Source organism: Burkholderia cenocepacia, from assembly GCF_900446215.1.
Taxonomy (GTDB): Bacteria; Pseudomonadota; Gammaproteobacteria; order Burkholderiales; family Burkholderiaceae; genus Burkholderia; species Burkholderia cenocepacia.
This window is the reverse complement of record NZ_UAQZ01000001.1, coordinates 905689-919157: the sequence shown is the minus strand read 5'-3', so window position 1 is coordinate 919157 and position 13469 is coordinate 905689. Positions and strand designations below refer to the sequence as shown.

At 67.9% G+C, this 13469-nt stretch carries 11 protein-coding genes; 7 read left to right on the top strand and 4 right to left on the bottom strand.

Annotation, left to right across the window (positions count from 1 at the left end):
* The first annotated feature begins 126 nt into the window (after nt 1–126).
* Together DTA15_RS04310 and DTA15_RS04305 are read left to right on the top strand one after the other, a co-directional pair.
* Nucleotides 127–1563 carry a DUF1254 domain-containing protein gene (locus DTA15_RS04310; RefSeq protein WP_006486342.1) on the top strand — a complete coding sequence of 479 codons (1437 nt, stop codon included), beginning with the start codon at nt 127–129 and terminating at the stop codon, nt 1561–1563.
* Nucleotides 1564–1714: 151 nt separating this feature from the next.
* A complete protein-coding gene (locus DTA15_RS04305; RefSeq protein ID WP_012493607.1) occupies nt 1715–5539 on the top strand; it encodes a DUF748 domain-containing protein in 3825 nt (1274 codons plus the stop codon).
* A 68-nt stretch (nt 5540–5607) separates the two neighbouring features.
* Here the strand turns inward: DTA15_RS04305 and DTA15_RS04300 are convergent, their stop codons facing one another.
* Nucleotides 5608–5829, bottom strand: coding sequence for a hypothetical protein (locus DTA15_RS04300; RefSeq protein WP_034178311.1), 222 nt, complete (start codon nt 5827–5829; stop codon nt 5608–5610).
* Between the two features lie 251 nt (nt 5830–6080).
* Between DTA15_RS04300 and DTA15_RS04295 the strand changes: the two genes are divergently transcribed.
* Nucleotides 6081–7757: an alkaline phosphatase family protein gene (locus DTA15_RS04295; RefSeq protein ID WP_006487965.1), complete on the top strand. Its 1677-nt coding sequence runs from the start codon at nt 6081–6083 to the stop codon at nt 7755–7757.
* Nucleotides 7758–7936: 179 nt separating this feature from the next.
* Complete coding sequence (locus tag DTA15_RS04290) at nt 7937–8131, top strand: YqaE/Pmp3 family membrane protein (RefSeq protein WP_006487958.1); 195 nt, start codon at nt 7937–7939, stop codon at nt 8129–8131.
* A 195-nt stretch (nt 8132–8326) separates the two neighbouring features.
* Here the strand turns inward: DTA15_RS04290 and DTA15_RS04285 are convergent, their stop codons facing one another.
* Genes DTA15_RS04285 through DTA15_RS04275 form a run of 3 tightly spaced genes read right to left on the bottom strand, consistent with a single transcriptional unit; the run spans nt 8327 to nt 10927 of the window.
* On the bottom strand, nt 8327–8506 hold the full coding sequence (locus DTA15_RS04285) for a hypothetical protein (RefSeq protein ID WP_012493604.1): 180 nt from the start codon (nt 8504–8506) through the stop codon (nt 8327–8329).
* Entirely contained in the window at nt 8478–9485 is a 1008-nt protein-coding gene (gene cydB / locus DTA15_RS04280) for a cytochrome d ubiquinol oxidase subunit II (protein ID WP_006487969.1), read from the bottom strand. Before cydB ends, DTA15_RS04285 begins: the two co-directional genes overlap by 29 nt.
* A 29-nt stretch (nt 9486–9514) precedes the next feature.
* A complete protein-coding gene (locus DTA15_RS04275) occupies nt 9515–10927 on the bottom strand; it encodes a cytochrome ubiquinol oxidase subunit I (RefSeq protein WP_006487971.1) in 1413 nt (470 codons plus the stop codon).
* Nucleotides 10928–11396: 469 nt separating this feature from the next.
* Between DTA15_RS04275 and DTA15_RS04270 the strand changes: the two genes are divergently transcribed.
* From DTA15_RS04270 to ltaE, 3 genes are all read left to right on the top strand, one after another.
* Nucleotides 11397–11720: a hypothetical protein gene (locus tag DTA15_RS04270; protein ID WP_006487960.1), complete on the top strand. Its 324-nt coding sequence runs from the start codon at nt 11397–11399 to the stop codon at nt 11718–11720.
* Between the two features lie 13 nt (nt 11721–11733).
* Nucleotides 11734–12285: a YMGG-like glycine zipper-containing protein gene (locus tag DTA15_RS04265; protein ID WP_012493603.1), complete on the top strand. Its 552-nt coding sequence runs from the start codon at nt 11734–11736 to the stop codon at nt 12283–12285.
* Between the two features lie 117 nt (nt 12286–12402).
* Complete coding sequence (ltaE, locus tag DTA15_RS04260) at nt 12403–13416, top strand: low-specificity L-threonine aldolase (RefSeq protein ID WP_006490800.1); 1014 nt, start codon at nt 12403–12405, stop codon at nt 13414–13416.
* Nucleotides 13417–13469 lie beyond the last annotated feature (53 nt).

Below are 13469 nucleotides of genomic sequence, written 5' to 3'. Positions count from 1 at the left end.
ACATCAGCGCCCACCGTTACGAAACGTAGCGAAACGGTCATCCGGGTACGCTGGGGTGCCCTGTTTTAGCCGTTCGCGAGACGAACAGGGCGTTGACTGAAAAGAACGATATTCGGCCAGTAATCGATGATTGAAAACCAGCGAGAATCAGTTTCTCTGCGACGCGCGTGCGCGTCGCTGGCCATTGCGGCGTTGCTTGCAGGATGCGCGTCGCAACCGGACGCGATCCAGCGGAAAACCGGCTGGATGCGGGCGGAAGTTGCCGACTCCTATATCTATGCGTATCCGCTCGTGCTGATGGACGTCGCGAAGGAAGCTGCGACGGGCGGCGACGGCGCGCAACCGGGGCAGGCGCCGCTCAACACGCTGCGCCACGCGCAGGCGCTGCCGCCCGTCGGCGCGGTCAACCCGCCGCTGCCGGGCGTCGACACGCTCGACTCGACCGGCTGGCTCGACGTCGCCGCCGAACCCGTGATCGTCACGCTGCCCGACACGCGCGGCCGCTACTGGGACGCGCGTGCGCTCGACATGTGGACCAACGTGCTGTGGTCGTCGTCGAGCGTCGCCGCACGCGGCCCCCGTGGTGCCGGCCGATCGCAAACGATTGCCTTCGCCGCGAAGGACTGGCAAGGCACGTTGCCGAAGGGCGTGCTGCGTGTCGACGTGCCGTCCGCCAATGCGTGGCTCGAAGTGCGGTTGCAGACGAGCGGCGGGCGCGACCTGACGAACGTGAAGAAGCTGCAGCGCGCGATCCGCGTGGTGCCGCTGTCGGTGTACACCGGCGCCGAGCGCGGTGCGTCGGTCGCGGTCCATGCGGGCAGCGCGCCGTCCGAGGCGGTGGGGGGCGGCACGCCGGCCGAGCAGGTCGCCGCGCTCGACCCGAAGGCGTTCTTCACGCGCTTCGCGCGGGCGCTGCAGGACAATCCGGCGCCGGCCGACGACGCGCACGCGCAGGAATCGCTCGCCGACATCGGCGTGACGGCCGGCTACCCGGTGCTGTGGACGGGCGACCGTCTGACGGCCGCGACGGCCGGCGTCGCCGAGGCGCGCGCGCGGCTCGCGGCGGCGCCGTCGAACCTGCTGAACGCGAACGGCTGGAGCTGGATCGGCGATACGGCTGGCAAGTACGGCCAGGACTACGCACTGCGCGCGTACGCGGCCTACACGCAGTTCGGCACCGCGACGCGCGACGACGAGACGCTTGCGGTCGCCCGCGTCGACAGCGACGGCCATCCGCTGAACGGCGCGAACCGCTACGTATTGCATTTCGCGCCGGGTGCGCTGCCGCCGGTGCGCGCATTCTGGACGCTCACGCCGTACACGACCAACGGCGCGCTGCCCGACGTCGGGTCGGCGCGCCGCTCGCTCGGCGATCGCGACCGGCTGCGCCGCAATCATGACGGCTCGATCGACATCGTCGTGTCGGCGTCGCCGGGCGGCACGCATGCGGCCAACTGGCTGCCGGCGCCGCGTACCGATTTCGCGCTCGCGTTGCGCCTGTACGCGCCGAAGCCGCAGGCGAGCGACGGGTCCTGGATGCCGCCCGTCATCGTCCGGAAATGAACGGTTGACCGTCGCCGTTGTCCGACCGGCGGGCGCTGCGGCGGCGCCCGACCTCCGTACCGTCACCTCCTGAGCCTATACTTTCGGGATAGCGTGCGCGGCCGCCCGGTTATCCGGTGCGGCCCGGCATCCATTCCCGAGGCATTCAAGCATGGCAAGCGCAGACAAAGAAACCGTACCCTCGACCCTCCATGCCCTCGGCGGCGTTGCACGCTCGCGCCGCACCCGGCGTATCGGCATCGGCGTGCTGATCTTCGTCGTTTTATTCGGACTGCTCGGCTTCTTCGCGGCGCCGCCGCTGATCCGCCATGTCGCCGAACAGCAGTTGAGCAAGCAGCTCGACCGGCCGGCCACGATCCAGCGCATCGCGCTGAACCCGTACACGCTGAACCTCGAAGCCGACGGCATCCACCTCGGCGAGCGCGGCGGCCAGGGCGATTTCATCGACATCGGCAAGCTGGTCGTGCGGCCGTCGTGGTCGTCGCTGTTCCGCGGCGCGCCGATCGTCAACGAGGTCCGACTCGACTCGCCGCGCTTTCACATCGTCCGCTACGACGCGCAGCGCTTCAATTTCACCGACCTGATCGAGAAGTTCTCGTCGCCGACGCCGAAGCCCGACAGCAAGCCGACGCAATTCTCGGTGTCGAACATCCAGGTCAACGACGGCCGGATCGATTTCGACGATCGCCTACTGAACGAAAAGCACGTGGTCGACAACTGGACGCTCGGCATCCCGTACATCGCGACGCTGGCCTCGAAGACCGACATCTTCGTCGAGCCGAAGCTGCGCGCGCGCTTCGACGGCAGCCCGATCTCGATCGACGGCAAGACCAAGCCGTTCGCGCAGTCGCGCGAATCGGAGATCGCGCTGAAGTTCGACCGCCTCGACGTGCCGAAGCTGATCTCGTACGTGCCGGCGAAGCTGCCGGTGGCCGTGACGAGCGGCCTGCTCAGCAGCAACCTCACGGTCAATTTCGTGATGAGCGGCGAGACGCCCGCGCTGCGCGTGTCGGGCACCGTCGACCTGAACGACGCGAAGGTGACCGACCGCGCGTCGGCGCCGCTGTTCGCCGCGCGCGGCGTGCACGTCGCGGCGGCCGGGCTGGAACCGCTGCGCAACGCGATGCACTTCGACGAGATCCGGCTCGACCAGCCGGTGATCGACCTGTCGCGCGACAAGCAGGGCGTGCTGAACGTCGAGAAGCTCGTCGCGCAACCGGCCGCCGCGCCGAAGGTCGAGGCCGGGGCTGGCAAGCCGGCCGCGTCGGCCGTCGCCGCCGCATCCGGTGCGTCCGGCGCCGTCGCCGCCGCCAGCGGCGCGAAGGCCGAACGTAGCGCCGCCGCGAAGGAAGCGCCGCCGCTCGATCTGACGATCCGTCATGTCGCGATCGACGGCGGCACGATCAACGTCGACGACCGCGTGCCGGCGACGCCGACCGCGATGTCGCTGACGAAGCTCGCCGCGACGCTCGACGGTTTCTCGCTGCAGGGCAAGACGCCCGCGAAATACACGCTGTCGACGTCGCTGTCGCGCGGCGGCGACGTGACGGCCGAAGGCGCGTTCAATCTCGCCGCGAAGCAGGCCGACACGAAGCTGACGGTCGCCGCGCTCGCGCTGCCGGCGCTGCAGCCGTACCTCGGCGAGGCGACGCGCGCACGCGTGCTCGACGGCACGCTCGGCGCGACCGTCAACGCGAAGACCGACTGGGGCAAGACGCCGCTCGCCGCGGAAGTCGCCGACAGCACGGTCAGCCTGAAGTCGCTGAAGATCGCCGCGCCGGACAACAAGGCGCCCGCGATCGTGCTGCCCGACGCGAGCGCGAAGATCGCGAAGGTCGACGTTGCGGCGCGCACCGCGGAGATCGCGAGCGTCGACGCAAGCGGGCTCGCGCTCGACGTGAAGCGCCTGAAGGACGGCAAGATCGATCTCGCGGCGCTCGCCGAACCCGCGCAGGCGGCGGTGCCGAAGCGCACGGTCGCGCGCAAGGCGCAGGCCGCCGCGCCGTCGTGGCACTACCGGATCGACGCGCTGAACGTGAAGGAGGCGTCCGCGAACTTCACCGACCTGTCGACGCCGCGTCCGGTGAAGCTGGCGATCAAGCCGCTGGAGCTGTCGGTGCAGAAGGTGAGCGACGACCTGACGAAGCCGCTGCCCGTGCAACTGAAGGCGACGCTGAACCGCAAGGGCTCGCTGAACGTGACGGGTGACGTGACCGCGCAGCCGCTGAAGCTCGGCCTGAAGATCAACGGCAACCGCCTCGACGCGGCCGCGTTCGAGCCGTACTTCGGCAGCGCGCTGAACGCGACGATCGCCAGCGCGCTGCTCAACGCGCAGGGCAACCTGACGTTCGCGCAGGTGAAGGACACGCCGCGCGCGACCTATCGCGGCGACGTCGCGCTGGTCGACGTGCGGATGCTCGACAAGGCGACGTCCGACCCGTTCGCCGGCTGGCGCTCGCTCGCGCTGTCGAACCTGAAGGCGAACTACGACGAGAAGGGCACCGACGTCGACGCCGCGCGCGTGACGTTCTCGAACTTCTACGGCCGCGTGCTGCTCGATGCGCAGGGGCGGCTGAACCTGAAGGACGTGGTCGCGAAGGAGACGGGCCCCGCGCAGTCGCTCACGCGCGACGCGAGCAAGGGCGAGCCCGTGCCGCTGTCGCCGGGCGTGACGCCGCCGGCCGCCGCGCAGGCCGCATCGGCCGCGGCCGCGCAGCAGGCGTCCGTGCCGGCCGCCGCGTCGGCGACGGTGGTCGTGAAGGCCGCGCCGCAGCCGCAGAACCCGGTGCGGATGCACTTCGGCGAACTGGTGCTGCAGAACGGCCGCGTCACGTACACGGACAACTTCATCAAGCCGAACTACACGGCGAACCTCGTCGCGATCAAAGGCACGGTCGGCGCGTTCGGCACGGATTCGACGACGTCCGCGCCGGTCGACGTCGCCGCGAACCTCGCGGGCAACGGGCCGATCTCGATCAAGGGCTCGGTGAACCCGCTGATCGAGAAGCCGGCGCTCGACCTCACGGCGACCGCGCACGACATCGAGCTGACCAACCTCACGCCGTATTCGGCGAAGTACGCCGGCTATCCGATCACGAAGGGCAAGCTCAACGTCGACCTGCACTACCAGCTCGCGAACGACCAGCTGTCGGCGAACAACCACATCTTCATCGACCAGCTCACGTTCGGCGATCACGTTGAAAACGACACCGCGACGAAGCTGCCGGTGAAGCTGGCGATCTCGCTCTTGAAAAACACGCGCGGCCAGATCGACGTGAACCTGCCGGTGTCGGGCTCGCTGTCGAATCCGGAGTTCAGCGTCGGCGGCCTGATCTGGCATGCGGTGCTGAACCTGATCGCGAAGGCCGTCACGTCGCCGTTCACGCTGCTCGCGAACGCGTTCGGCGGGGGCGGCGGCGAGGATCTCGGCTACGTCGAGTTCGCGCCGGGATCGTATGCGCTGACCGACACGCAGCAGAAGAAGCTCGACACGGTCGTGAAGATGCTGACCGAGAAGCCGTCGATCCGCCTCGACCTGATCGGCCGCGTCGATCCGGCGCAGGACACGCCGGGGCTGCGTGACGCGTACGTCGAGCGGCTGGTGCGCCAGCAGAAGCTGAAGGACGTGGTCGGGCAGGGCGAGAGCGTCGATCCGATGTCGGTGAAGGTCGACAAGGCCGAATACTCGAAGTACCTGACGCGCGCGTACAAGGCCGCCGACTTCAAGAAGCCGCGCAACCTGGTGGGCCTGCAGAAGACGCTGCCCGATGCGGACATGAAGCAGGCGCTCGCCGATCATGCGCCGGCCGACGACAACGCGCTGCGTGCGCTCGCGCAGCAGCGCGCGCAGGCCGTGCGCCAGTACCTCGACGGCAAGATCGATTCGAGCCGCATGTTCGTCGTCGCGCCGAAGCTCGATGCGAAGGGCATCTCGGACAAGGGCGCGACGACCCGCGTCGACTTCGGGCTGCAGTAAGCGTTACCGCCGTCCGTCATCCCGCATCCGCCGCCGCGCCCGTACTCGTCGGGCGCGGCGGCTTTTTTTCAGCGGCCGGCGATCGCCGGTTCGCGCTTGTCCAGTTCCTTCCTCGCGGCCAGCGGCAGACGCGCGTCGTCCCACTGCGTCAGCCATTCGATTTCCTTCGCGGTGAACACCGGTCCGTAGTTGCGCAACGCGTACTGCAGCGCGTCGACGACGTGATGACGGATGATTTCAGGGGTACGTGCATCGTCCAGCACGAACCGGAGAGCTTCCAGGGTCGACATACTCGTGCTCCGGGTCAGGGAAAACCCTTTATCGCACGCCAATAGTCGCGGGCCAACCCGAAAAAAAATCCCGCCGCACGGGCCGGCGCACGCGAGGGCCGCGGATTGCGACCGCGTGATGTCATTTGCGATTGGTTACGTTTGACAGAGAACAGAAAGCCCCGCTTCATCCGAGCGCCGCACGATCCGGCGATATTTTGCGCGCCTGAAGGCAGGTCACGTGGTTCAACATCAATCGGTGAGGTGGGGTGATGATTTCCAGGTTCATCAAGCAACGGAAAATGGCGGCGATGGTGGCGGGTGCGCTCGCGCTCGCCAGCGCGGGCGTGCATGCGGCGCAGCAGGACGGCAACGCTCAGGGCGGGGACAACGGCCGGGCGAGCCGCGTCGTGAAGCACGTGCTGCTGCTGAGCATCGACGGCCTGCACGAGCAGGATCTCGCGCGTTGCATCGGCGCGAATACGTGCCCGAACATCGCGGTGCTCGCGAAGAGCGGTGTGACGTATGCGAATGCGTATACGCCGGGCCTGTCGGATTCGTTCCCGGGCCTCGCCGCGCTCGTGACGGGCGGCTCGCCGAAGACGGCCGGCCTGTTCTACGACGTGTCGTACGACCGCAACCTGTACGCGCCGAGTGACACCACGTGCTCGGGCAAGCAGGGCTGGAACGTCGTGTTCGACGAGACGACCGGCATCGATGCGCAGAACGGCGGCGCGCTCGTGCACCTCGACGGCGGCGGCGCGTTCAATCCGCAGGCGATCCCGCATGCGAAGGTCAACGGTCAGTGCGTGCCGGTCTACCCGCACAACTACGTGAAGACCAACACGGTGTTCGAGGCGGTGAAGGCCGGCGTGCCGAATGCGCGCACCGCGTGGGCCGACAAGCACGCGTGGGGCTACGACTGGCTGAACGGCCCGTCGGGCACCGGCGTCGACGACCTGATGCGCACCGAGATCAATTCGATCGACCCGGCGACCAACACCGCGTACACCGACGTCTATTCGCACACCGCGCGCTTCGACAACCTGCACGTGCAGGCGCTGATCAACCAGATCGGCGGCCGCGATTCGACCGGCACGAAGACCGCACCGGTGCCGACGCTGTTCGGCGCGAACTTCCAGACGCTGAGCGTCGCGCAGAAGGCGCCGGTCGCGAAGGGCGGCGGCTATCTCGACGCCGATTTCACGCCGAACGGGCAGGTCGCGAACGCGATCACGTATGTCGACGACGCGATCGGGCATGTCGTCGCGGCGCTGAAGCAGGCGAACCTGTATTCGTCGACGGCCGTGATCGTCACGTCGAAGCACGGCCAGTCGCCGAGCGATCACACGAAGCTCGTGAAGAACGGCGACACGCTGACGAAGCTGCTCGAAGCGAACAACTTCCTCGACCCGAACGGCAACTTCGGCCAGAACAACACGACGACGGGCAACCTGAACGACGGTTCGGGCCTGGTCGGCACGGGCTTCGTGCAGACTGACGACGTCGGGCTGATCTGGCTGCGCGACCGCAGCCAGCGCACGGCCGTCGTGCAGACGCTGAAGGCGAACCTCGGCTGCAACGCGCCGGGGATCTGCGCGGACGGCCCGCAGGCGTACGTGCTGTACGGCGCGGCGCTCGCCGAGCGCTTCGGCGATCCGGCCAACGGCCGCACGCCGGACATCGTCGTCCAGCCGAATCCGGGCGTGATCTACACGTCGAGCACGAAGAAGGACGAGGAGCACGGCGGCAACGCGCCGGACGACAGCCACCTCGGCCTGCTCGTGTCGTATCCGGGCATTCATCGTGCGCGCACGGTGAACGACCTCGTCGGCACGAAGCAGGTCGCGCCGACGATCCTCGCGCTGCTCGGCGCCGACCCGCGCCTGCTGCAGGCGGTCGTGGCCGAGAACACGCGCGTGCTGCCGGGGCTCGGTATCGGGCGTTGAGCGTGGGGAAGGGCGGTGCGTCCGCGGCATGACGCGGGCGTTTCGGAAGTTGAGTGGGGTGAACGCGGCGCCGGGCGGATCACGGCGCCGCGATGCCGGTGCATGGCTTGAATTCAGGCGCGTGCACCGGCATATTCGTCGCGCATCACCCGTTCAACGACGTACCGAGAGGACCGCTCATGCGCCTGCTGCTTGCCCTGCTGCTTCCGTGGTTCCAGTTCTTCACGATCGGCCGCCCGATCGCCGGGATTATCTGCCTGCTCCTGCAACTCACGGTCATCGGCTGGTTGCCGGCCGCGATCTGGTCGGTGTATGCGCTGAGCCAGTACAAGACCGATCGCAAGATCGACGCGGCGCTGCGCGGGCGGCCGTAGACGCGCAATGCGCGGTGGGGTGATTCAGCCGCGTGGTTCGTATTTCGGTAAAAATCTATATTTCTTATTCACATCGACGATGTGATTTATATAGATTTCTGCCTAAATGGCGGATGCCCGACGCATCTGGCCGAAGCTGCGGCCCAATGACAAAGCGGCCGCCCGGTCCATCGTTCGACCGGGCGGCCGCTTTACCTACTTCACCGCAAACAGCATCAGGTTCATGAAGATCTTGAACGCATAGCCGAGCGTGACCGCGCCGATCACGCCGCCCGCCCACAGGACGACGAACCACATCCAGCCGCGCATCCGCGGCCGCGGCGCCTCGGGTGGGCGATCGGCGGAATCAGTGGTGGTAGTAATGCTGGTCTTCATGGCGCACCTTGCCTCGGAATACCCAGTAACCCATCGTCGTGTAGGCGATGATGATCGGGAGGATAACCGCTGCGCCGACCAGCGTGAAGGTCTGGCTCGAACGCGGCGCCGCCGCTTCCCAGATCGTCATCGTCTGCGGAATCGCATACGGGAACAGCGTGACGAGCAGGCCGACGTAGCCGAGCAGCACCAGCGCCAGCGCGAGCACGAACGGCGTCATGTCGTGCCGGTCGCGCACCGCGCGACGCATCCACGCCGCGCACGCGGCGACCAGGAACGGCACCGGCAGTAGGCGCCAGAACAACCCCGAATCGAACCAGCGCTGCGCGATGGCCGGGTCCTGCAGCGGCGTCCACAGGCTGACGATCGCGATGAAGCCGAGCAGCACGACGGTCAGCGGCCACACGACGCGATGCAGGCGGCGCTGCAGGTCGCCTTCGGTCTTCGCGACGAGCCAGCAGCAGCCGAGCAGCGCATAGGTCACGATCAGGCCGAGGCCGGTCAGCAGGCTGAACGGCGTGAGCCAGTCGAACGCGCCGCCGGCATACACGCCGTCCCTCACGTCGATGCCCTGCAGGAACGCGCCGAGCGCGATGCCCTGGAACAGCGTCGCGCCGGCCGAGCCGCCGATGAACGCGAGATCCCACAGCTGTTTCGTGCGGCGCGCCTTCGCGCGGATCTCGAACGACACGCCGCGGAAGATCAGGCACACCAGCATGAAGATCAGCGGCAGGTACAGCGCCGACAGCACGGTCGAATAGACGACCGGGAACACCGCGAACAGCCCGGCGCCGCCGAGCACGAGCCACGTTTCGTTGCCGTCCCACACGGGTGCGACCGTGTTCATCATCAGGTCGCGTTCCTTCTCGTCCGGGAAGAACGGGAAGACGATGCCGATGCCGAGGTCGAAGCCGTCGAGCACGACGTACATGAAAAGCCCCAATGCGATGATCGCGGCCCAGATTACGGTGACGTCCATAGGTTTTCTCGTAAGCGAAAGGAATGGGCTCAGACGGTCTCGATCAGCTCGTCGACGGCCGACATCGGGCGGCGCGCGGTGTGATCGGGGCGCGTATCGGGTTCGTCGTCGTGCTTGACGTCGGGCAGCGCGGGGCCGGCCTTCATCAGCTTCAGCATGTAGTACACGCCGGTGCCGAACACGAGGAAGTACACGATCACGAACGTCATCATCGACAGGCTGACCTGCTGCACCGACAGCGGCGACACGGCTTCCGCAGTGCGCTTCACGCCATACACGACCCACGGCTGGCGGCCGGCTTCGGTCGTCACCCAGCCCGCGAGCAGCGACACGAAACCGGTCGGGCCCATCGCGAGCGCGAAGCGCTGGAACCCCTTCGATTCATACAGGCGGCCGCGGCGGCGCAGCAGCCAGGCGAGCGCGGCGAGGCCGATCATCGCGAAGCCGAGGCCGACCATGATCCGGAAGCTCCAGAACACGACCGTCGAATTCGGGCGGTCTTCCGGCGGAAAGTCCTTCAGACCGCGGATCTCGCCGTCCCAGCTGTGCGTGAGGATCAGGCTGCCGAGGTGCGGCACCTTCACCGCGTAGCGGGTCGTTTCCGCCTGCATGTCCGGAATGCCGAACAGGTTCAGCGCGGTACCGCCCTTTTCGGTTTCCCACAGCCCTTCGATCGCGGCGATCTTCGCGGGCTGGTGCTTCAGCGTGTTGATGCCGTGCTGGTCGCCGATCACGGCCTGCAGCGGCGCGAGCACGAGCAGCAGCCACAGCGCCATCGAGAACATCTTTTTCACGCCCTTGTCGCGGCGACCCTTCAGCAGGTGCCACGCACCCGTCGCGGCCACCACCAGCGCGGCGACGATGAACGCGGCGATCGCCATGTGGAACAGGCGGTACGGGAACGACGGGTTGAAGATGATCGCGAACCAGTCGGTCGGCACGACGCGGCCGTCGACGATCTCGAAGCCCTGCGGCGTCTGCATCCAGCTGTTCGATGCGAGGATCCAGAACGTCGAGATCAGCGTGCCGATCGCGACCATCAGCGTCGCGCCGAAGTGCGCGCGCGGGCTCACGCGGTTCCAGCCGAACAGCATGATGCCGAGGAAGCCGGCTTCGAGGAAGAACGCGGTCATGACCTCGTACATCAGCAGCGGGCCGGTGACGGCGCCGGCGAAGCTCGAGAAGCCCGACCAGTTGGTGCCGAACTGATAGCTCATCACGACGCCGGAGACGACGCCCATCCCGAACGCGACCGCGAAGATCTTCGACCAGAACAGGCAGAGCGTTTTGTAGTACTGCTTGCCGGTCTTGAGCCAGCGATATTCGAGCACGGCGATGAAGCTGGCGAGGCCGATGCTCAGCGCCGGAAAGACGATGTGAAAGGAGACGGTGAACGCGAATTGCAGGCGGGCCAGATCGAGGGCCGAAAGTGCGGTGTCCATACCAGATGACCGAGGCTGACGATACCCGCCGGCGGGTGCCGGCGGACCCCGGCGGACAGGCGTCGGGGTTGGCTGGAGTATGTGCCGCGATGTTGCACCGCGAAATGCGCCAACTCGTCGCAGATGTCCAGTCCGTCGCGCGCGATTTCGGGATAAATCGTTGATTCGTATCAAGAACGTCGTTCGCGGCGCGCGCGGTCGCGGCGTGGCGGTCTGACGCACGTGCGTCAATATGGCGCGTCGCGTCATCGGAACGGTTTTGCGCAGACGAAAACCGTGTGCCGGGACGGCGATCGGTTTCGATGCGTTAAACGCGTAACGCGAGCGTTCGAACGGGCGGGGCGTCTGTCACACGGGTAACGTCGCGCAACATTCGCGCGCCGGCCCGTAATGGATCCCCGAGCGCGTGCGGCGTAGCGTTCGGGATGCCTGGTTCGGATCGCCGAACCGGCCTGCCGGAGAACGTGACGTGAATGGATTGAAGCTCGCGCTGGGCGCGGCGGCCGCGCTCGCGGTCGCGACGGGCGGCGTGGCGCATGCCGCCCGGGTCGGGGTCTATATCGGCCCCGGCTACCCGTATTACGCCCCGGTCGTCCCTGCGCCGTACTACTACCCGCCGCCCGTCGTCGCGGTGCCGGTCGCTCCGCCGCCGCCCGAGTATGTCGAGAAGGGGCAGCCGCAGGACGACGGCGACGCGGACCTCTGGTACTACTGCGACGCGTCGAAGCATTACTACCCGCATGTGAAGACCTGCAAGTCGGGCTGGCGCGCGGTGCCGGCGCGGCCGCAATGACGGAGGCGCGACGATGAACACCGTATTTCGACCGCTGCGCGTGCCGGCCGTTCTGGCGCTGGCCGCGCTGCTCGGCGCGTGCGCCTACCTGCCGAGCGGGCCGAGCGTGATGGCGCTGCCGGGCACCGGCAAGTCGTTCGACCAGTTCCGCGCGGATGACGGCAGTTGCCGGCAGTATGCGTTCCAGCAATCGGGCAGCGTGAGCGCCGGGCAGGCGTCGACCGCGAGCGCGGTCGGCAGCGCGGCCGTCGGCACCGCGCTCGGCGCGGCGGCCGGCGCCGCGTTCAACGGCGGCACCGGCGCGGCGGTCGGCGCGGGCGCGGGGCTGCTCGCGGGCAGCGTCGTCGGTGCGGGCGCCGCGCAGGGTTCGGCCTACGACGTTCAGCGCCGCTACGACTATGCGTATCTGCAGTGCATGTATGCGACCGGCAACCGTGTGCCGGTGCCGGGCGGCATGAGCGGGGGAAGCGGCGGCGGGTATGGCGGTAGCGGATACGGCACGGCGCCGCGCGCGGCGCCGCCGATGCCGCCGGCGGGCGTCCAGCCGCCGCCGCCGCGATACTGATCCGCGCGATCGCGTGCCTCCATCGGCACGCGCTGCGTGAATTGCGTACACTCTGAGTCTCGTTTTCGGCAGGGCCGGACGCAGGGATGCCGGCTCGCGTTTTCTCAGGGCACAGCGATGATCGATTTACGCAGCGATACCGTGACACGTCCGAGCCAGGCGATGCTGGCTGCAATGACCGCCGCCGAAACCGGCGACGACGTCTGGGGCGACGACCCGACCGTCCTGCGCCTGCAGGCGGTGACGGCCGAGCGGGCCGGCAAGGAAGCCGGCCTGTTTTTCCCGAGCGGCACGCAGAGCAACCTGGCCGCGCTGATGTCGCATTGCGAGCGCGGCGACGAGTACATCGTCGGCCAACTCGCGCACACCTACAAGTACGAAGGCGGCGGCGCGGCCGTGCTCGGCAGCATCCAGCCGCAACCGATCGAGAACGCGCCGGACGGCACGCTGCCGCTTGCGAAGATCGCTGCGGCGATCAAGCCGCTCGACAATCACTTTGCCCGCACGCGCCTGCTCGCGCTCGAAAACACGATCGGCGGCCAGGTCTTGCCGGAAGGCTATGTGCAGGAAGCCGTCGCGTTCGCGCGCAGCCGCGGGCTGTCCACGCATCTCGACGGCGCGCGCGTCTGCAATGCGGCGGTTGCATCGGGTCGCCCGATCGCCGCGTTGTGCGCGCCGTTCGACACCGTGTCGATCTGCTTCTCGAAAGGGCTCGGTGCGCCGGTCGGCTCGGTGCTGGTCGGCAGCCGTGCGCTGATCGAGCGCGCGCAGCGCTGGCGCAAGGTGCTGGGCGGCGGGATGCGGCAGTCGGGCATTCTCGCGGCGGCGTGCCTGTATGCGCTCGATCACAACGTCGAGCGGCTCGCGGACGATCACGCGAATGCCGCGCATCTCGCCGATGGGCTCGCGCGCATCGACTCGGTGAAGGTGCTGTCGCATGCGACGAACATGGTGTTCGCGCAATTCCCCGAAGCCGATTGCGCGCCGCTCGAGGCATGGCTCAAGGAGCGCGGGATTCTCACGCAGATGCTGTATGCGTCGCGCTTCGTCACCCACTGCGACGTGTCGCGCGCGGACATCGACACGTTCCTCGGCGCGGTCGGCGAGTACTTCTCGCAGCGGCGCGCGTGAAGCGGAGTGCGTCGGCCGGCGACGGGCCGGCGCGACGTGGCATGACGCAGGAC